The following is a 21,031-nucleotide window of genomic DNA, read 5'->3' as shown; positions in this document are numbered from 1 at the left end:
CGAACTAACAATATTCAACAACAAAAAATGAAATTAAAACTCCTTTTTTTTCTCTGTTTACTTGCTGCATTGAGTAGCGCTCAAACTATTAATTTTTCTGACCCAAATTTTAAAACCAAACTTTTAGCATCAAGTGTTACAAATGGTATTGCAAAAGATGCTACTGGCGCCAATATAAAAATTGATTTAAACAATAATAATGAAGTTGAAATAAGTGAAGCTTTGTTAGTGTATGAGTTAAATGTAAGTCCATCTACAAATGGAATTGGTAACATAGCTTCAATTGATGGTATCGAAAACTTCACTAATTTAACTGATTTAATTACCAATTACAATGTTATCACTTCTATTGATGTAAGTTCATTAGCAAATCTTGAATCATTGGGTTGCTATAATAATCAGTTAATCAGTCTAAATGTTCAAAATTGTACTTTACTAAAAAACCTATATTGTCAAAACAACAACCTCATTAATCTTAACTTGAATGGTCTCAGTAATTTAATCTATTTTCAGTGCTCACATAATCAATTAACAACACTTACTTTGGATAATTGTGTGTTATTAGACAATTTGTTTTGCGATAATAATCAATTGACCACTTTAAATATCAATTCCTCAAATAGTATTAAATACTTCGCCTGCAACAATAATAATTTAATCACTCTTTTTAGTAATAATAACAGTATCTTTAATATTGGTTTGGATTTTTACAACAATCCAAATTTAGCTTATATCTGTACCAACAATCCTTTGTATCAAGCGAAAGCAAATAATTATGGATTAACTAATTGTGTAATCAATTCGTATTGCTCATTTTTACCTTCTGGAGCTTATAATACTGTAACAGGAAGTGTGTTATATGATCTTAATGAAAATGGATGTGATGAAAATGACATTCATCTGAATAGGATCAAAATGAAAAGCACATTGGGTTCAACTATTAGATATACAACAACACACAACAATGAATATGCATTTTATTTAACAACTTCGGGCAATTATGTCATTTCCCCCGAATTGGAAAATTTAAATTACTATACCATTAATCCATCTAATCCCAACGTTTTTTTTCCTAATGTAAATTACACCGAAACCATCCAAAATTTTTGTATTACTCCAAATGGTTTACACAATGATTTAGAAATAGTAATAATTCCTCAAAGTATGGCATTTGCAGGTTTTGATGCCAACTATAAAATACTATTCAAAAACAAAGGAACAACAACTCAATCAGGAACCATTACCCTTACGTTTGAAGATGACATTTTAGATTTTATAGCAGCAACAACTCCTGCATTAAATCAATCTACCAATTTATTGACTTGGGATTTCTCAAACTTGCTGCCGTTTGAAAGTAGAGAAATTAACATCACTTTCAATCTGAATGCTCCAACAGAAACACCTGCATTAAACAGTGGTGACTTTTTAAACTATTCAGCTACTATCAGTGGACAAATTGATGAAAATCCAGATGATAACGTTGCTCTATTGAATCAAATAGTTGTTAATTCATATGACCCAAATGATAAAAACTGTTTAGAAGGAGAAACAATTACTCCAGATAAGGTAGGAAAATATATTCATTATTTAATTCGTTTTGAAAATAATGGCACTGCTAACGCTCAAAATATAGTAGTAAAAGATCTAATTGACACTACTAAATTCGAAATAGCAACATTGATTCCAATTACAGCAAGTCATTCTTATGAAACTCGAATTACAAACACCAATAAAGTAGAATTTATTTTTCAAAATATTAATCTTCCTTTTGAGGAGCAAAATAATAAGGGTTATATCTTGTTTAAAATAAAAACGAAATCAAATCTAATCATCGGAGATACATTTAGTAATTCTGCAAACATCTATTTTGACTATAATGCTCCAATCACAACAAATAACTATAGTACAACCGTTAGTAATTTTTTAAATCAACAGGAAAACGAGTTAAAAGATTCTTTTTCTATTTATCCTAATCCCGTAAAAGAATTTTTACACATCAAAGCGGAAGCAAACTTAATCAAAATAGAGGTGTATGATGCTGCTGGTAGAATTATAATTTCAAAATCGGTCGTAGAAAACAAAATTGATTTAAGTGAATTGTCAATTGGAAATTATTTTATTAAAGCATATACAAGTGAAGGAATTCTAAATGCAAAAATTTGTAAAGAATAACACCTAACATTAGTTAAAATAGTGTAGGCTTTAAACTTATTATTCACAGACCTACAGCAGTGCATATTTAGTGCAAGATAATTTCAAAAAACGTTCAAATTTACAAACAAACTTATAACGAATTACTCCAAATTAATATTGGAGAGGAAATTGAAATAGTTTTTTTTCAATCCTTTCCAACCTTTTTATAAAATAAGTCCTCTTTAGTAATAAAGACATCAATTGTGATAAACGAAACTATACTAATAGCGTGTAAAAAGATGCAGCGAGATGCACAAAGGCAAGTGTACGAGTACATGAGTCCGAAGTTGTATCGCACGTGCAAACGTTATTTAAAAAAAGAGGAAGAAATAGAAGAAGTATTGGCCGATGCATTCTACACTATTTTCACCAAAATGGATCAGCTAAAAGAACTCGGCGCTTTTGAAGCCTGGGCTCGAAAAATTACAGTAAATAATTGCCTTCATCAACTAAAGCGTAATGTAAACTTCAATCTTTATTTAGAAGACACCAAGCTTCATCTACAACCTGAGAGTGTACCTGAAACCCATTTAGAAGAAGAAGACTTACTCAATTTACTCAATTTTATTCCAGACGGATGCAAAACTATTTTTAACCTCTTTGTCATCGAAGGTTACGGTCACAAAGAAATAGCAAGCATGCTTCAAATTTCAGAAGGCACTTCCAAATCACAATTGAATGTGGCTAAAACTAAATTAAAAGAATTAGTCAACAATCATTATTATCAAAAAGTAAAATAAGTCATGGACAACAACGATACATTATTCAATCAAATCAAATCGGCTGCTGAAAACGCAGAATCCAAGGAATTTCCCGCTATGGATAAAGTCTGGAACCGAGTTGAAGACAAACTTGATCACAAAGTGCTGAGTTCGCAAAATTCTCTTTGGAAAAAAATTGCAGTTGCAGCTTCTATTTTATTAATCGTTTCTATTGGTTATCAGTTTTTTAAAGAAGAAAATCAATTGATAACACCTCAAAATTCAACTACTGCAATCGATACAACATCAATTAAAAAAGACTCATTAGTAAATCAAAACGCAATTGTAACGGTCGAGCCAACAAATCCGAGCATTAAAGAAGAGCCAGCCGCAATTTTAAATCAGCAAATCAATAATTCACAATTAACTGTAAACGAATCTATTAACGAAGAAAAAAGAGAAATTGTACCTGTTATAACAATTGACAATGCTATTCAACCTCAATCTTCAAGTCATTCAGCAGCACCAAAAACAAGTGATGATAAAGGTTGGCTTGTAAGTAAAAAATACGATGCTCGTGGTGTTGAATATCGAGAAATAATAACGTACAAAACTAAAGATAACGCTAAACCATCACAACAAGATACACTAAAAACAAGCAAAGATTCGCCACTTGTTGTCATGAACGATCTCAATTCAGATGAAAAGGCCTTATCTACTCTAGACGATGATGAAATTGAATCCATTGTATTACTTAAAGATCCTCTGTACATCATTAACGGAGTGTATTATACTGAAAAAGAAGTATTCGGACCCAATCCGACGAGTCCGTACTCACCTTTGAACCAACAAAAAATAGAAACCATTTCCATACTGCAGGATGAAAAGGCAATTTCTATTTATGGAGAGAAAGGTAAAAAAGGAGTTGTAATCATCACCACCAAAGACGGAAAACCAGCCACCAAAAAAGGCAAATAAACAGTACTAACAGATTAAAAATCACTATTATGAAAAACGTAAAAGCATTTTCATCAGCCATAGCTATGCTCATTTGTTTCCTGACGTTTGGGCAACAAAAAACTGTAACTGGTGTAGTATCCGACGATAATGGAACTCTTCCTGGAGCTAACGTAGTTGTCAAAGGAACTACACGCGGAGTTCAAACTGATATGCAAGGAAAATATTCAATTATTACTAAAGAAGGAGAAATCTTGGTATACAGTTTTATCGGTATGAAAGACCAAGAAAAAGTAGTTGGAAAATCAAACATAATCAATGTCAAACTAGAAAATAGTTCTCAAACACTTCAAGAAGTAGTTGTAACGAGTTATTCAGGAGATTATGAAGATGATGGATACAAAGGGAAAAGTGTGATTGATAAATCGGCCAAGCCAAAACGGATTGAAAGTCGGCCTAATGCTTCATTTATTCAAACTTTAAATGGTCAAGTAAGTGGAGTAAATATTAGTAGCGGAAGTGCAAATCCTGGAAGCCAATCAACAGTTGTAATAAGAGGCGTTGGCACTATAAATCCTAACTCTGAACCATTGTATGTAATTGATGGAATGCCAACAACAAGTTCTGCGATGTCTAATCTCGACCCAAAATTGATAGAGTCAATGACTGTTTTGAAAGATGCATCTGCCACACAGATTTATGGAAATAGAGGGTCAAATGGTGTAATAGTAATCAAAACAAGTAAAGGCTTCACCAAAAAGCAACTAAAAAACTTAGAAAAAGACACAACAACGACTAAACCCACCGAAGTTGTACCTGTTGAACCTAACTATGAAGATTACGAAGCTTTTGTTGAAAATGTATTTGAAAGTCCGAGAATTTCTCCGCTATCTACTTTTTCAATCGATGTGGATAATGCGTCATACACCAACATTCGCCGATTCATCAATAACGGACAAAAAGTTCCAAAAGATGCGGTTCGAATTGAAGAAATGGTGAACTTTTTTAAATACCAATACCCACAACCTGCTGATGAACATCCGTTTTCAATTAATAGTGAATACAGTGATTGCCCATGGAATACCAACAATAAAATAGTTCGTATTGGTTTACAAGGGAAGACCATTGAAAATGAAAGTTTACCTGCATCCAATATGGTTTTTCTAATTGATGTTTCAGGATCAATGGCACAAGCCAACAAATTGCCATTAGTAGTTCAATCGTTAAAAGTATTGACCAATCAATTGCGAAAAGAAGATAAAGTGGCAATTGTAGTATATGCTGGTGCTGCAGGATTGGTATTACCTCCAACTTCGGGCGATAAAAAAATGACAATAACTGATGCTTTAGACAAGTTAAGTGCTGGTGGAAGTACCGCTGGTGGACAAGGAATCACGTTGGCTTATAAAATAGCTCAAGAAAATTTTATTACAGGCGGAAATAATCGTGTGATTTTGGCAACTGATGGCGATTTTAATGTAGGTGCTTCGTCTGATAATGATATGCAACGATTGATTGAAGAAAAAAGAAAATCGGGTGTTTTCTTGACCTGTTTGGGTTATGGAATGGGCAATTACAAAGACAGTAAAATGGAAGTTCTAGCCAATAAAGGCAACGGAAATTACGCTTATATAGATAACATTCAAGAGGCCAATCGCTTTTTAGGTAAGGAATTCAAAGGATCAATGTTTGCTATTGCCAAAGATGTAAAAATTCAGATCGAGTTCAACCCAAGTCTAGTGAAAGCCTATCGATTAATTGGTTACGAAAATCGAAAATTACGACCTGAAGATTTTAAAAATGATGCCATAGATGCTGGCGAATTAGGAACTGGGCACACCGTAACTGCTCTGTACGAAATTGTTCCTGTAAACACAAAATGTGAGTTTTTTGAAGAAGTAGCCGAATTAAAATATACAGTAACTGATGAATCAAAAGCCAAAAATGCTTCTTCTGAATTGGCTACCATCAAGTTTAGATATAAAAAACCAGATGGAGACAAAAGTATCGAAATGGTGAGCACCATTGCCAATTCTGAAATTGATTTAAAAAACGCTTCAAACGATTTCAAATTTTGTACTGCGGTGGCTTGGTTTGGTTTGAATTTAAGAGATTCTAAATTGGTAAAAAACAAATCGATTACCGACATCAAATCATTAGCAAAAGAAGGCTTATCAAATGATACAGAAGGTTATAAAGCTGAGTTCATTCGATTAGTAGAAAGTGGTAATCAATCGTAAACAATGAAAACAAAAATTAGACTTGTAATTCTTATTTGTGCATCCTTTACATTTTCTAACGGAAATGCTAAAGACAATCTAAACACTTTAAAACTAAAACAAAGTGAGTTAATTCAAGCCGATATTAAAATCTATCTGTTAGGTGGAATTGTATCGTCTATTACTCAAAAAGAAATTGATTTTGGAAAAAAATACCATGTGGTTTTCCTTGATTTTGGATGTGTACCACCCAGCAATCTAGAGTATTATGAAAAACAAAATTATAAAGCTTTTGATTTATTAAACATCCAATTTGGACCTAAATGGCAAGAAGAATTAAAGCCAACCACTTTGGGATTTAAAAAATGGAAAGAAAACAATAAATAGTTTAGTTAGGTTAATTTTGGTTAATTGAAAAACCCCATTAAAATTTACTTTTATTGGGGTTTTATTATAATTTATCTACTCAATGCTACTATCAATCGGACTACTGCAATTATTGTTAAAATAATTCCTAAAACTGATTGCCATGTAATCCCACCACTATCATAATCATCTACTTCGGTAGGGTTGCTGTAATTATTATAATTGTTATTCAGTGCATAACTTTCTGCATTTTGCGTTTGCATCACCGCTTCGTTATCAGTAACAAAACTCGGGCATTTATCCTCAAAATCTGCTTTTCTACCTGTTAATCCGCAAACCATTCCGTGCTCGTAATCTTGCTTACGATTTTCACAAATTCTGCATACTTTTACGTATTCTTCTCTTGTCATAAATTTCAATTTTATTAATTCACTATTAATTTCTTGGTTACAATTTGATTTTCTTTATTGATTTTTATCATATAAATACCTGTGCTCAATTGAATTGAATTAAAATCAACTTGCTGCGATTGAGCTTCTTTTTGCATAACTAAATTTCCTAAAACATCATAAACACTTATGAGTGAGCCTTCCAACTGATTTCCTTCCACTGTGAAAGTCCCATTAGATGGATTAGGATATACTTTTAAAGCTTCTTCATTTTCAAAAACTGGATTGGACAATAATGAATTTACTGAAAAACTATAATCAAATCCGCCACCAAAATCGGGTGTAAATGTTTTGATTATTACATCATTCGCATCTAAAAATCGTACATAGCCTGCACCTTGCGAAGTATTAGCCCACCATTGTAAACCGTCTTTTCCAGAATCATTAACCCGTAAGCGATAGCATCCGTCTACTATTTGCGGTGCTTGATAAGTGTATGTATACACCGTATTAGCAGTTGGAAATGTTTTGGTTTCAATCAAAGCACCATCCGAATCGTATAATGAATAATTATTTTGAGTGGGTAAGTTATTGGTTTTTAACTGAATTTTAAAAACGGCTGGCATAACATCAGGCAAACTAAAACTAGAAACAAAATGATTATTATTAGCATACATATCGGCACTGTTATTTGCCGAGATAATTTGGGCATGAAATTTATTATTTACCGAACTTACTCCAACACTCCACAAATCATTTGTTGGTAAAAGAACATCAATCACTGCCATAGAAGCTAAGTTTCCTGTCCAAGTATACGTTTGATGTGTACTTGCATCATTCAACCAATATTCAACCGTAACATTTGTCAAAGCTGTCGCCCCTGTATTTCTAAGTGTTATTTTTGGTCGTTCACACATTGGATTAATTCGCAAATACTCAGCATTCGTATTATTAGGCATTTTCACATCTTCAATTGAAGCATCCAACGAAAAATTAGGCGCACTATACCCTATCACTTGATGCGCAACAATGTAACGATAATCGCCTGTTGGAACACTTGGATTGGAAGTTCTATAATCCAAATTCATTGTTGTTCCGGCTGTTACGTGTGGTGTTAAATCTTGTTCTTTTAGCAAAGTACGTTGACCCGGACACCAACCTTGGCGATTATAAACCCACGTTCCACCTTGCGGAAATATCGGGTTTTCAGAGCAATTTTGAGTGATGGTCCAGTTGAATTTTTGAACACTATTCACTAATATTCTGTGATTTACAGTTCCGCCATTTTGAGCAAACTCTCCTTGCGAACCGTGACCTGTAATGGATGATTTCATTTTAAAAGACGTTGCCTCTGAACTAAAAGGATAGGCAACTGTTGGCATTTTGGTACCGTTGATGATTTCGTTGATATTCGGGCTTCCCAATCGGTATTCTCCTTGCCACAATTGATCGTATTGAACAATGTTACGTGGAGGAGTTCCAACAATGAAGAGAAACTCTAAATCCAATTCTTCTTGCCACACTCCACCCGACATTACCAGACGCTTATTGCCTTTTAAAATTTTCACATAATCGGACATGTCAAAATACCATGATTTACCGTTTTGACCCAAATCAAGACCGATTCCGTAAGGTGTCACAAAAGAAACCAATTCGTTATAAAAAGGGAAACGTTTGAAATAATCCAATTGAGTAATGTTGATTGTTCCTTCGGTCGTTACTGGCAAAGTAGATAATAAAGTTCCGGTCGCACCATCGTATACATTTTCGGCTGCGGCTTCAAATAAATTTACAGTTGACAATAAATTAACCGAATCGTGCAGCATCGGAATTATACCTTCATTAGAGCTTACGGAATAATTTTTTACTACTCTTGCACTTCGTGGGTACGAATAGCGAACCACATTATCAGTCACAGTAAGAGTATAAGTTCCTCTAAAAAATGTAATGTTTGGAACCGTAGTAGATTCGGTAAAAGTAGTCGTCAATTGATCACCTCTTTCGTAATCCCAGGTCAAATTGGTTCCGTTAGATGTTAAGCCGTTTTTTGCATCCAATACCAATTGTCCTGAACCTTCATCTAACTTATAATAGGCAACTAAATTTAAATAATCAGGGTGACTAGCATCTATCGTTTTGTTCTTCCAACTCAAAATAGTCGCAGCACTCAATTCTTTATCCCAAACCAAAAACTCTCTAATTTTGCCTTTATAACCATAAACTGAACCATCGTCAAATTTGCCTAAAACCAAATTCATAATACTGATTGCTTTAGTCTTGTTAGTTCCGGTTTGCCATAAAACACCGTTCAAGTAAATATTCATGATTCCGGTTGTGGCATTTTTGGTGAATGTCCAGTGATTCCAAACACCTTCAATAACGTTGTCTGTTCCGTATGGTTTTTCTATTCGATCAAAACCACCACTTACATAACCACAATCAAAATAAATACTTCCGCCCCAAGGTAAATGCAAATTGAGTTGACGTTGGGTTATATTATCCGAATAGGCATAAACAATACTGTTATCAGTTGGTAATAAATCGGCATTTCCTTTTGCCCAGAAACTAACTGATAGTTGATTATTAATTGAGTTGAAAAATTGGGTATTGATATCAACAAAACCTGAAGAAGAAACATCTATTGAAGCAATATTACTTGCTGATACGGTTCTGATTTCGGTAGTATTCAATCCTAAAAACTCAATATTGGTTCCGTTAGACGAATTGGAAAACGAAATTTCTACTACCAAATTACTCGTTCCGTCCCAGTTGAATGGAGTGTAAAATTGAACTCTATTAGCGCCATTCACGAAAGTGTAATCACTAAAATACACTTCAGAAAAACCAGTAAAATCAATAGTTTGAGCTTGTAAACTTGTCAAAGATGAGTTTTTGATTTTGATTTTTAAAAACTTAGCCAAACCACCCGAATTGGAAACATTGAGTTGAAGAGCATCAATTGCACCAGCTGAAAATCCGGAAGCCAATAAGTCAGAAGCTTTAATTAAAAATTGAGTACGACCACTTTTCTGACTGGTTCTTACGACATCAGATAAAACGGAAGTTCCGCCTCCGACTACATAATTATTTTCAGAAATTACGTTGTTCACTACTATATTTTTCTGAGTAAAATCGTAATGATCAAAAGTGGGTTGTGACGTATAATTGAAACTGGTTCCTGTAAAATTGGAAATCACATAATCGGGTTGTTGGAAAAGCACTTTTTCAATTTTAGTGCTATCGGCGATGAAAGTATTGCACGAATAATCCCATTCGCCACAACCCAAGTTTCGGTCGGTTGGTGTTGAAATCAGAGCGTTTTTGCAACGCATATTGTATTTCAGAATGATTTTCTCAAACGTCAAACTCGGATTGTTTGGAAAACTGATGAGTGTGTCGCGCGTTGTACTGTTGTGATTGAACGCTTGCACTCGGATGGTATCGCCTACATTTTGAGCTGAAACGAAAGAAATAGAAAATAGTAGTACAAGAAAAAGTAGTTTTTCCTTCATGGTAATTGGTTTTAGTTGTGTTAGTTAGAAGAAACCAAATGTAACAAAAAACAATTACCTTTAAAACTTATTTTTCTATCTCACGTAAACTTTCCATTTTTTTATGAGCCAAGAAACCTTTGATGTCTTCAAAATGTTCTTTCACGCGTTTGTGTCCGAATTCGAATACTTTTTCTGCCAAACCATCTAGAAAATCCCTATCGTGTGAAACCAAAATCAACGTTCCATCAAAATCTTTTAAAGCGTCTTTGATGATGTCTTTGGTTTTCATGTCTAAGTGATTGGTTGGCTCATCGAGAATCAAGACATTTACAGGTTCGAGCAATAATTTGATCATGGCCAGACGCGTTTTTTCTCCACCCGAAAGTACTTTCACTTTTTTGGTAGTATCGTCGCCACTGAACATAAAAGCGCCTAATAAATCCTTAATTTTACTTCGGATATCGCCTACTGCTATCATATCAATGGTTTCAAAGACCGAAAGATTTTCATCCAATAATGAAGCCTGATTTTGTGCAAAATAACCAATTTGTACATTATGTCCAATTTCTAGTTTTCCTTCAAAATCAATCTCTTTCATGATGGCTTTAATCATCGTCGATTTTCCTTCACCGTTTTTACCTACAAAAGCCACTTTTTGTCCGCGTTCAATTACCATACTCGCATCTTTAAACACTACGTGATCGCCATACGATTTGGACAATTCATTGACTACAACAGGATATTGTCCGCTGCGTGGTGAAGGCGGAAATTTCAATCGCAATGCTGAGTTATCTACTTCATCAACTTCAACAATTTCAAGCTTTTCCAACATTTTCACACGCGACTGCACTTGTAATGTTTTGGAATACGTTCCTTTGAATCGCTCGATGAATTCCATGTTTTCGGCAATCATTTTTTGTTGCTCTTCATAGGCTTTTTGCTGATGAGCGCGTCGGTCTTTTCTGAGTTCTAAATAATGTGAATATTTGGCTTTGTAATCGTAAATTCTACCCATAGTTACTTCAATAGTACGATTGGTGATGTTGTCTACGAATGCTCTATCGTGGGAAATTACCATTACTGCTTTGGCCGAATTGATCAAGAAATCTTCCAACCACTCGATACTTTCAATGTCCATATGATTGGTCGGCTCATCAAGCAAAATCAAATCGGGCTTTTTTAATAAAATTTTAGCCAATTCAATACGCATTCTCCATCCACCTGAAAATTCAGAGGTTGGACGAGTAAAATCTTCGCGTTCAAATCCCAATCCTTTGAGTACTTTTTCTACTTCAGCTTCGTAATTGACTTCTTCGATTGAATAAAACTTCTCTGACAACTCCGAAACGCGTTCGATTAACTTCATATAATCGTCGCTTTCATAATCGGTGCGAATGGTCAATTGCTCATTGATTTGGTCGATTTCGTCTTTCATTTCAAAAACCTCAGCAAACGCTTTGGAAGTTTCTTCAAAAACAGTAGCGTCGTCTTTGGTTAATAAATGCTGCGGCAAATAAGCAATTATCGCTTCTTTTGGTGCCGAAATACTTCCAGTTGATGGTTTGCTCGCACCCGCAATAATTTTGAGAAGTGTTGATTTTCCTGCTCCATTTTTACCCATTAAGGCAATTTTATCATTTTCATTAATAGCAAAAGAAACATCGCTAAATAAAGTGGTTCCACCAAATTGTACTGAAATATCGTTGACTGTAATCATTAGAAAGATTTTAAGAATTTAAGATTTTAAGAATTTAAGACCTATTATCCTAAAGTCTTGTAGTCTTGTAATCCATTTTAAAAAGGTGCAAAGATAACTTAAATAGCCAATTAGACAATTGGTTTGAATCAAATATTATTGTGTGTTTTTTCATCGAATTATGACAAAATACGATTCATTTTAAAAGACATAAATGCGTACTTTTACATCTCGTTTTTAATCCAAATGTTGCTCAATATGCCACTGATTGATTATCGTTTCTTGGGGAAAATAATTCCGAATGGAAAAATCAAAAAATCGTTTACCAGCGCAAAGTCATCGTATTTAAATCGTGTGCGCTGGGCAACTGCATTATTCTTTTTTGGAATGGGATTTTGTTTTGCTACTTGGGCCAGTAGAATTCCGGATATCAAATTAGCGCTGCAATTAAGTGAAGCCGAATTGGGAACATTATTATTTGCATTGCCTATTGGCCAGTTGGTGGCGATGCCTTTTTCGGGAAAAGTGGTAACCGAATACGGTAGTCGAAAAATTGCCATTAGCGGATTATTCATGTATGCGGTTTGCCTGACTTTATTAGGATTAGCAACAACAAGCTGGCACTTGGCATTGACTCTTTTTCTGTTTGGTTTTTTTGGAAACTTCTGCAATATTGCAGTGAATACACAAGGTGTTTTTACACAACAGTTATTTGAAAAACCTATTATGGGATCGTTTCACGGTTCGTGGAGTTTGGCCGGATTCTGCGGAGCTTTACTTGGGTTAATTGTACTTGCGTTTCAATTGAGTCCTTTTGCGCATTTTGTCATCGTTTTGTTCCTTATAGCCATCTTGATATTCCTTAATTATTCGTTCTTAGTTAAAGTTAAGTCGCCAAAAAAAGAAGAGGAAAAGGAACAATTTTCGTTTTTTAAAATCAAAGATAAATCGCTCATTTGGCTCGGAATCATCAGTTTTTGTTGTATGGCCAGCGAAGGAATTATGTTTGATTGGAGCGGTGTTTATTTTAAAGAAATCATAAAAGCACCCGGAGCATTAGTGATTTTGGGTTATACTTCGTTTATGGTGACCATGGCAATTGGACGGTTTTTGAGTGATGTTTTAGTCGGACGATTTGGCCCGCGAAAAGTCCTAATTGTAAGTGGTTTAATGATTTCATTCGGTCTCTATTTAGCAGTGCTATTGCCGTTTTTGATTCCGTGCACCATTGCTTTTATGTTGGTTGGATTGGGAGTTTCCAATGTGGTTCCGATTGTTTTTAATGCGGCAGGAAACAGCCAAAAAGTACCAACTGGTATTGCGTTGACCATTGTTTCGAGCATCAGCTTTTTGGGCTTTTTAATTGGACCACCATTTATCGGTTACATTGCCGAACTAACTAGCTTAAAGTATTCTTTTGCTATTATTGGTGTTTTTGGGTTGTTTATTTCTGCGCTTACGTATAATTTGAAGATGTTTCGATAGCTTTTTTAGATTTTTAGACAGTAAGATTATAAGACTTTAGGACTGTAAGACTGTAAGATTTTACGATTATTTGAAACTAATTTGTTTTCTGAAAATATAAATAGAATTTACGTGATTTAATGTTTTTGGAAACTGAAAAGCAGGAAATTCATAGTAGAACATCCTGCTTTTTGAATTAAATAAAATACTATTCTAATGCTCGTCTCCAGGTGAACACAAGCCAATTATTTCATGGAAAACATCGTGCAATTTGGCTAATGCAGTTGTAATTTCTTTATCCGATTTTTTAGCTTTTACTAATTTGTCTAACTTTTTACTGTCGACGACTAATTTTTGTATTGCAACAACTACTTCTTTTTTATAGAACTCTGCTGGAATAGTTGATTGTGATAATGCTGCGGCTTTTAGCACCATTTCGCCACTTCGCTCTTTAATTGGTTGTAAATTTCCTTCTTCACTTGGGTGAAACGTTTGCGACATTACTTTATGGAAATCTTTCAACGCCAACCAACCGTCAAATTTACCTTTCTTTTGAGGCAATGCAGAAGCATAATTTTTACTCACTTCATTCCAGTTGATGACATTCCAGATGGCAGTCAAATAGTCCGCGCGTTTGTTTTGATATTTCAAATAATAGGCATGTTCCCAAACATCAATTCCTAAAATAGGTGTTCCTTTATTTTCGGCTATGTCCATCAACGGATTGTCTTGATTGGCAGTCGAACAAACCGCTAATTTTCCGTCTTGTCCCACATAAAGCCACGCCCAACCCGAACCGAAACGTGTCGCTGCAGCTGCATTCATCTTTTCTTTTAACACATCCAAACTGCCAAAAGCATCGTTGATTGCTTTTTCTAAATCGGCTGACGGTTTGGTGTTTTTTTCCGGAGTTAAAATCGACCAAAATAGTTCGTGATTGAAATGCCCACCTGCGTTATTTCGAATCGCTAGACTCAACTTAGACACATTGGCAAAAATCTCATTAATACTCATTTTTTCTGCATCAGTTCCAACAACAGCAGCATTCAAATTTTTGATGTAAGCAGTGTGGTGTTTGCTGTAGTGAATTTCCATAGTTTGTGCATCGATAAACGGTTCCAAAGCATTGTAAGCGTATGGCAATGGTTTTTGAGTAAACTGTGCCGATACCGAAGCACAAATAAGTAATACAACCGATAAAATCTGATTTTTCTTCATTTTTTTTGATTTTTTAAACTATTTATCATTGATGCCTCATGATAGAAAAATCAATGATTCTTGTCTTACAAAGATAAGGCTTTGCTGATTTGAATAGTGTAAAATTATCTTAAAATCTGCTTCAGATGGTGCTGAAAATCGTAATTATCATTGATGCCAAGATGGTCTTCACCATCAAGGATAAAAAGTTGGTCTGAAGGCTTGATGATCTTTTTCAATCGTTGAGAATTGGAAACCGAGATCAATTGGTCTTGATTGCCATGAAAAAGATATATCGGTGCTTTGACTTTTGCAATGTAGCGGTCGGTTTCAAAGTCAAATTTCTTTAGAAAATCAGGAAAAAAAGGTGCTCTTCCTGTTGAAAATTCTAAAAAGTTATAATACGGTGCTTGAAGAATTAGTTTGTTGGGATTTTTAACCGATGCCAAATATGTGGCCAATCCAGTTCCAATGGAATACCCAATAAGAATAATTTCTTTAGAATTGTATTTTGATACTACTGAATCATAAGCAATAGAAATATCTTTGTAAATCTGTTCTTGATTGTCAATTTCGCCTTCACTTTTTCCGAAACCACGGTAATCTAAAAAGAAAATATCGTAACCCAAATTGGTATAAATGGAAGCATTATTTCCCCAATCATCAACTGTACCTGCATTTCCGTGCAAATAAAAAACGAGTCCTTTAGAGTTGGGAGTTTTAAATAACAATCCGTGCAGTTGCTTTCCATCGAAAGAAGGAATGGTAACCTCTTCGAATTTTTCACTGAAATTAAACTGGTGGTTTTCAGAAAGTTTATAGGCACGAAACACCATTTCTTCCTGATTGAAATAAATGTAACTTACGTACAAAAAGTACAGTATCCCGAAAACGGTCAAAAAAGAAAAAAAGGTAAATCGGATGGCTTTCACTGCTAATAATTTTCAATATTTAACTCAAACCTATATAAAAAATTCCTTCAAAAAGATTTTTTTGTAAGAAAACGTATAATTTCAATAAAGTTATATCTTCGCCAAAAAAAAAATGAGACGATTAATCACATTCCTTTCTTTATTAGTATTTACAATCTCATATTCACAAATTAATTTTGAGAAAGGATATTATATTAAAAATTCTGGAGAGAAAGTGGAATGTTACATAAAAAACATTGGATGGTTGAATAACCCTGTTGGTTTCCTGTATAAGAGCAATGTAGAAGATTCAACATTTTCTGAAGAGTCAATAACCAATATTAAAGAATTCGGAATTTATGACGTTTGTAAATACATCAAAGCAAAGGTTGATATTGATTATTCTAGTAAAAATATCAATCAATTAACTATAAATAAAAACCCTGTTTGGACCAATGAAACACTTTTTTTAAAAGTGCTAATAGAAGGTGACGTAAATTTATATTTGTATAATAAAGGAGAGGTAATTCGTTATTTTTTTAAAACCTCTAAAACTGATTCTATAAACCAATTGGTATATCACAAATATCTAAATGAGGAAGACAATACCATTATTGAATTTAATTCATTGTACAAAAACCAATTATACTCAACTTTAACGTGTGATGCTATGACATTGAGCGATTTTGAAAATTTGCAATATAAAAAAGCCTCATTATCAAAAGTTATTGAAAAACATAACAAGTGCAGTGGAATTTCATATACCAATTATGAAAATGCAAGCAATCAAAAAGAAAAAGTTTTTTTAAAATTCAATACCGGTTTGAATTTTGCATCACTTGATATTGTCGATCCTAATCAATTCCTCAACTTAAGCACAGAAATTAAAAATGAATTTATTTTTAAAGTTGGATTAGAGGCTGAATATATTCTTCCATTTAACAATAATAAATGGAGTGTGTTTTTAAATCCGAGTTATCATAAATTCAAAGCTGAAAAAAACTTTGTGAATAACGATGGTTTAGGAATCCATAGTGAAGATGTAAATCACACAGTCAACGTTGACTATTCAATTGTAGAGATTCCTGTTGGATTTAGATATTATTCTTACCTGAACTCAAAATCTAGAATATTTTACAACATAGCTTATGTTTTCAAAATCGATTTTGGATCATCTACTATTAGTTATGATAATGCTAGTACAGTATTAAATTTAAATTCAAGAAACAATTTTGCTCTAGGAATTGGTTATTGCTTTGATAAGTGGAATATAGAATATCGATTAAATACTCCAGGTGAGGTTATTGGAGGATACATTTCATGGTCTGGAAAGTATAGTACAAACGGACTAGTGATAGGCTATACTATTTTTTAATTACAAACTCAATCGAAAGGCCTCAACGATTGGATTTGCTTTGGCAAAATCAGTTTCCTGAATGAACAACTCGACTGCCTTTTGAGGTTGAATACTCGGAAGTACGTTGGCTTGATTATTATTGCGAATGACTGTATTTACGCCAATTGCCTCAATTTTTTGTTGTAAGGCTAAGGCTAAAATTTCGTCGCCTGAAAAGAGTTTCATTAATCCCATTTTAATTGATAATTGATAATGGATAATTGACAATTATCCGGTTTTATGTTTAATTTCTATTACCTATTTTACAATTGTTAATTATCAATTGTAAACTGTCTATTAATTTATTCCATTTCAAAGAAGAGAGGTTCAATCATGATTTTATCAGCTAATGATTCTACTCGTTCGATGATTTCGGAGCAAAAGAAAATGCGTTGTGTTTTTTCGACACTCATCGACAATCGTAAAATAATAGCATCATGACGCAATCGGAATAGTAATTCGGCATCATCAACAATGAACATTTTAATGGTATTCATATTGAAACCAGCCGAAGAAAACATGGCGTTGATTCTAGTTGGTGTTCCGACTATTACATCCATTCCGGTAGAAATAACGTTTTTATCATAGTCGATATCGCCTTTGTCGTGGCAACCAATTACACGTAAATCAGTGTATTTACCAAAAGCTTCGAAAAGACCAACGGTTTCGAGTACTTTTTCCTTGTCTAAAACTACGATTAAGGCGCGTGTGCTCTCACCTACCGCCTTTTCTAAACGCTGAATCACATTCAGAACAATAGTTGTTGTTTTTCCCGTTCCACCTGCCGACTGAATTACGGCATCCGCACCACTTTTAATGGTTGAAAACGTTTCGATTTGCATCTCATTGGCTTCGGTCAATCCGCTGTCAATAAGCGCTTGATGCAGGTTTGGGTTTATTTTTTTTAGTTGCATTTTATTAGCTTTCAGCATTCAGCTTTTAGCAAAAGAAACCTGCTAATGGCTAATTACTAATGGTTATTATTTACTCGCAAATAACTTCACGTCGGTTTCTGAAATTTCGTTTCCGCCCAATATTATCAAGCGTTCTACTACGTTTCTCAATTCGCGTATGTTACCTGTCCAATCGTATTCTTGCAGTAATTTAATGGCTTGGCTGGAAAATGATTTTTGAGCATTTCCTTGCTCTTCGGCTATTTTAGCTGCAAAATGTTCGATGAGCAAAGGTATGTCATCTCTGCGGTCATTCAAAGCCGGAACTTTAATTAAAATTACGGCTAATCTGTGGTATAAATCTTCACGGAAACGACCTTCTTCGATTTCTTTTTTCAAGTCTTTGTTGGTTGCTGCAACAACCCGAACATTAACCTTAATGTCTTTATCAGCACCGACTCTTTGGATCAAATTTTCTTGTAAGGCACGCAATACCTTGGCTTGTGCTGCCATACTCATATCGCCAATTTCATCAAGAAAAATTGTTCCTCCATCGGCCGCTTCAAATTTTCCTGCTCGGTCTTTTACTGCAGATGTAAACGCGCCTTTCACATGACCAAACAACTCACTTTCAATTAATTCTGATGGAATTGCGGCACAATTAACTTCAATTAAAGGAAATTGACTGCGCTCGCTTTTTTCGTGCAATTGATGCGCTACGAGTTCTTTTCCGGTTCCATTCGGACCTGTAATCAAAACTCGGGCATCCGTTTGAGCTACCTTTTCGATCATTTGTTTGATGTGATTGATGGGCTCTGAATTTCCAATCATTTCGTAGTTTTTACTAACTTTCTTTTTCAGAATTTTGTTTTCAACTACGAGTTGTTTTTTATCTAAAGCATTGCGCACTGTATTGAGAAGTCGATTCAAATCGGGTGGTTTTGAAATGTAATCAAATGCACCCAAACGCATGGTATTAATGGCCGTTTCCATATCGCCATGACCAGAAATCATTACAATTGGAATTTCGGGTTTTATTTTTTTTACGGCTTCGAGTAGTTCTTCGCCGTCCATTTTTGGCATTTTGATGTCGCACAACACCAAATCATAATCGGTATTTTTGATTTTTTCAAAGCCTTGAACGCCGTCTTCGGCTTCCTCTACTTGATACGTATCGTTTTCCTCAGAAAGTATTTTGGTAAGCACTCTTCTGATGGATGCTTCGTCTTCGATGATGAGTATTTTTGACATAGGTAGTATTTAACCGCAAAGTTCGCAAAGTTTTTCGCAAAGTTCGCAAAAATTCAATTTAGTTTGTTTATTTAGCCCCGCTTTCCGTCTCCGCCTAGGCGGAGACGGAAAGCGGGAAAAAGGATTGCTGACAAAGCCCAAGCTATTTGCTTCTAACTTCTCTTTTTGACTCCCAATCCGAAATAGGTAATTGCAGAATATTTTTCGTTAGGTTCGCTACTAAAAAACAAGCCTCTTTCTCTATCAATGTAACCTCTTTTCAGGTTAATGATAGCATCACAGCATTTTTCTTTGGCTAACTTTTTGAGTTTTTCCAACATTTCAGCATCATTGGCATACTGTTGACCTTGCACTTCAATTACACCTAGTTTTTCGTATTCAAAGTCGATTTTTTCGCCTTCAAAAAACAAGTCCACCTTTTCTGGAACATAGTTGCATTTTATGTCTTTTTGCGATGGATCGAAGGGAGTAAAACGTTCGGAAGTTGAATAACCATAACCGCATGAATTAAGCGATAGAACGGTAATTGAGAGTAACGATAGTCTAAAAAAAGTATTCATTAATTAATATTTAAGCCATTTGATTAATTCTTTCCAAGATGGTTTTTTACCGTACATCAGAATTCCGACACGGTAAATTTTGGAAGCGAACCAAACCACACCAAAAAATGTACCAAATAACAATACCATTGAAATTGCGATTTCCCACCAAGGCACACCAAACGGAATTCGCATCATCATTACGATAGGCGAAGTCAGCGGAATCATTGAAAATACCGTTGCAACCGTACCATGTGGATCGTTAATTACGGTGAAAAATCCGATGTAAACTCCTAAAATTAAAGGCATTATTATAGGTAAAAGAAATTGCTGTGAGTCGGTTTCATTATCCACTGCAGCTCCGATGGAAGCATAGAACGAACTGTATAAAAAGTAGCCACCAATGAAGTAAAAAATAAAACAGACAATAATAGTCGCAATAGGTAAATTCCACAATTCTTTAATGTACATCTGAAGAGTTCCGCTTGCTTCTTTTTGAGCTAACTCGATGGCTTGTTGTGCTTGTGGACCAGAAGAAGCGCCCATTTGGACACCAAAAATAGAAGATAAAATGAACATTGCTGTTAGCCCAAGTATTGCCCAGATTAAAAACTGAAGAATTCCGGCTAATGAAGTACCGATAATTTTTCCCATCATTAATTGGAAAGGCTTTACAGATGATATAATTACCTCAATGATGCGTGAAGTTTTTTCTTCGATGACACTTCGCATTACCATATTTCCGTATATAACAATGAACATCATGATTAAATAACCAAAGGCTCCACCAATTCCGATTTTGATTTCATTCAGTCCTTTCAATGCTTCTTCACCTGAAGCTTTGGTCAAATTAATAGACACATCGGCTTTGGCTTTGCTTATTTTTAGCGTATCTAATCCTTGTGCTTGAAAATTTTCAGCAGTGATTCTTTTGGCAATTATGGATTCCAAATCTTCGACAAACATCACACCAGGACTATCGTTTGATACGTATTGGATTCCTTTTTGAAGTGTATTATTATCATTTGTTTTGGGGATAAGTAAAAGACCTTCGTAACTTTCGTTTACAATACTATCTTTTAATGTTTTAACATCAACATTGGATAAATTGAGGTATTTGTATTCGTCATCGCTTTTGAAATCATTGGCAAATTTGCCTGTTTCATCGTGAATGGCAATGGTTTTTTGCTCGGCTTTCATCTGACTTAAATAGCCTACAAAACCACCGATTCCGACAAAAAGTAACGGACTCAAAAACGTCATTACAATGAACGATTTGTTGCGCACTTTGGCAATGAATTCTCTTTTTATGATAAGGAGTAGTTTGCTCATTTTCTTTTTGACTGATTAGATTTTGGACTTTAG

Annotated in this window: 16 protein-coding genes and 1 pseudogene; 7 read left to right on the top strand and 10 right to left on the bottom strand. The window is 34.5% G+C overall.

Going from position 1 to position 21,031, the window contains the following annotated elements:
- Positions 1-27: 27 nt before the first annotated feature.
- The 5 genes from VK161_RS00745 to VK161_RS00725 all read left to right on the top strand — a co-directional run bounded on the left by VK161_RS00745 (position 28) and on the right by VK161_RS00725 (position 6,457).
- Positions 28-2,172, top strand: a complete 2,145-nt coding sequence (locus tag VK161_RS00745) for a T9SS type A sorting domain-containing protein (protein ID WP_324212829.1) — start codon at positions 28-30, stop codon at positions 2,170-2,172.
- A gap of 260 nt (positions 2,173-2,432) precedes the next feature.
- The gene (locus VK161_RS00740) at positions 2,433-2,933 is read left to right on the top strand and encodes a sigma-70 family RNA polymerase sigma factor (RefSeq protein WP_324212828.1); all 501 of its coding nucleotides are present in this window, start codon (positions 2,433-2,435) and stop codon (positions 2,931-2,933) included.
- 3 nt (positions 2,934-2,936) lie between these two features.
- Positions 2,937-3,872 (top strand): hypothetical protein, encoded by a 936-nt coding sequence (locus VK161_RS00735; RefSeq protein ID WP_324212827.1) that lies wholly within the window; start codon positions 2,937-2,939, stop codon positions 3,870-3,872.
- Positions 3,873-3,901: 29 nt separating this feature from the next.
- Positions 3,902-6,091: a YfbK domain-containing protein gene (locus VK161_RS00730; protein ID WP_324212826.1), complete on the top strand. Its 2,190-nt coding sequence runs from the start codon at positions 3,902-3,904 to the stop codon at positions 6,089-6,091.
- Positions 6,092-6,094: 3 nt separating this feature from the next.
- The gene (locus VK161_RS00725; RefSeq protein ID WP_324212825.1) at positions 6,095-6,457 is read left to right on the top strand and encodes a hypothetical protein; all 363 of its coding nucleotides are present in this window, start codon (positions 6,095-6,097) and stop codon (positions 6,455-6,457) included.
- A 71-nt stretch (positions 6,458-6,528) separates the two neighbouring features.
- Here VK161_RS00725 and VK161_RS00720 read toward each other — a convergent pair whose 3' ends face one another.
- The 3 genes from VK161_RS00720 to VK161_RS00710 all read right to left on the bottom strand — a co-directional run bounded on the left by VK161_RS00720 (position 6,529) and on the right by VK161_RS00710 (position 12,036).
- Positions 6,529-6,846: a hypothetical protein gene (locus VK161_RS00720; RefSeq protein WP_324212824.1), complete on the bottom strand. Its 318-nt coding sequence runs from the start codon at positions 6,844-6,846 to the stop codon at positions 6,529-6,531.
- A gap of 14 nt (positions 6,847-6,860) precedes the next feature.
- Positions 6,861-10,337, bottom strand: a complete 3,477-nt coding sequence (locus tag VK161_RS00715) for a T9SS type A sorting domain-containing protein (protein ID WP_324212823.1) — start codon at positions 10,335-10,337, stop codon at positions 6,861-6,863.
- A 67-nt stretch (positions 10,338-10,404) separates the two neighbouring features.
- On the bottom strand, positions 10,405-12,036 hold the full coding sequence (locus VK161_RS00710) for an ABC-F family ATP-binding cassette domain-containing protein (protein ID WP_324212822.1): 1,632 nt from the start codon (positions 12,034-12,036) through the stop codon (positions 10,405-10,407).
- Between the two features lie 237 nt (positions 12,037-12,273).
- On the opposite strand from VK161_RS00710, the gene VK161_RS00705 reads away from it, so the two are divergent.
- Positions 12,274-13,500 (top strand): MFS transporter, encoded by a 1,227-nt coding sequence (locus VK161_RS00705; RefSeq protein WP_324212821.1) that lies wholly within the window; start codon positions 12,274-12,276, stop codon positions 13,498-13,500.
- 528 nt (positions 13,501-14,028) lie between these two features.
- Here VK161_RS00705 and VK161_RS00700 read toward each other — a convergent pair.
- A pseudogene (locus VK161_RS00700) lies at positions 14,029-14,697 on the bottom strand (superoxide dismutase); the annotation flags it as partial.
- Positions 14,698-14,801: 104 nt separating this feature from the next.
- Positions 14,802-15,608 (bottom strand): alpha/beta hydrolase, encoded by an 807-nt coding sequence (locus VK161_RS00695; RefSeq protein WP_324212820.1) that lies wholly within the window; start codon positions 15,606-15,608, stop codon positions 14,802-14,804.
- A 112-nt stretch (positions 15,609-15,720) separates the two neighbouring features.
- Here VK161_RS00695 and VK161_RS00690 point away from each other — a divergent pair, with 112 nt between their 5' ends.
- The gene (locus VK161_RS00690; protein ID WP_324212819.1) at positions 15,721-16,962 is read left to right on the top strand and encodes a tRNA modification GTPase; all 1,242 of its coding nucleotides are present in this window, start codon (positions 15,721-15,723) and stop codon (positions 16,960-16,962) included.
- Here VK161_RS00690 and VK161_RS00685 read toward each other — a convergent pair whose 3' ends face one another.
- From VK161_RS00685 to VK161_RS00665, 5 genes are all read right to left on the bottom strand, one after another.
- Positions 16,963-17,169, bottom strand: coding sequence for a DUF2007 domain-containing protein (locus VK161_RS00685; protein ID WP_324212818.1), 207 nt, complete (start codon positions 17,167-17,169; stop codon positions 16,963-16,965).
- Positions 17,170-17,285: 116 nt separating this feature from the next.
- Positions 17,286-17,897: a DEAD/DEAH box helicase gene (locus VK161_RS00680; protein ID WP_324212817.1), complete on the bottom strand. Its 612-nt coding sequence runs from the start codon at positions 17,895-17,897 to the stop codon at positions 17,286-17,288.
- A gap of 66 nt (positions 17,898-17,963) precedes the next feature.
- The gene (locus VK161_RS00675) at positions 17,964-19,127 is read right to left on the bottom strand and encodes a sigma-54 dependent transcriptional regulator (RefSeq protein ID WP_324212816.1); all 1,164 of its coding nucleotides are present in this window, start codon (positions 19,125-19,127) and stop codon (positions 17,964-17,966) included.
- Positions 19,128-19,279: 152 nt separating this feature from the next.
- Positions 19,280-19,687, bottom strand: a complete 408-nt coding sequence (locus tag VK161_RS00670) for a hypothetical protein (RefSeq protein ID WP_324212815.1) — start codon at positions 19,685-19,687, stop codon at positions 19,280-19,282.
- Positions 19,688-19,690: 3 nt separating this feature from the next.
- A complete protein-coding gene (locus VK161_RS00665) occupies positions 19,691-20,998 on the bottom strand; it encodes an ABC transporter permease (RefSeq protein ID WP_324212814.1) in 1,308 nt (435 codons plus the stop codon).
- Between the last annotated feature and the right edge of the window lie 33 nt (positions 20,999-21,031).

This window comes from Flavobacterium sp. (genome assembly GCF_035299245.1).
In the GTDB taxonomy this organism is placed as follows: domain Bacteria; phylum Bacteroidota; class Bacteroidia; order Flavobacteriales; family Flavobacteriaceae; genus Flavobacterium.
This window is presented reverse-complemented; position numbering and strand designations above follow the sequence as displayed.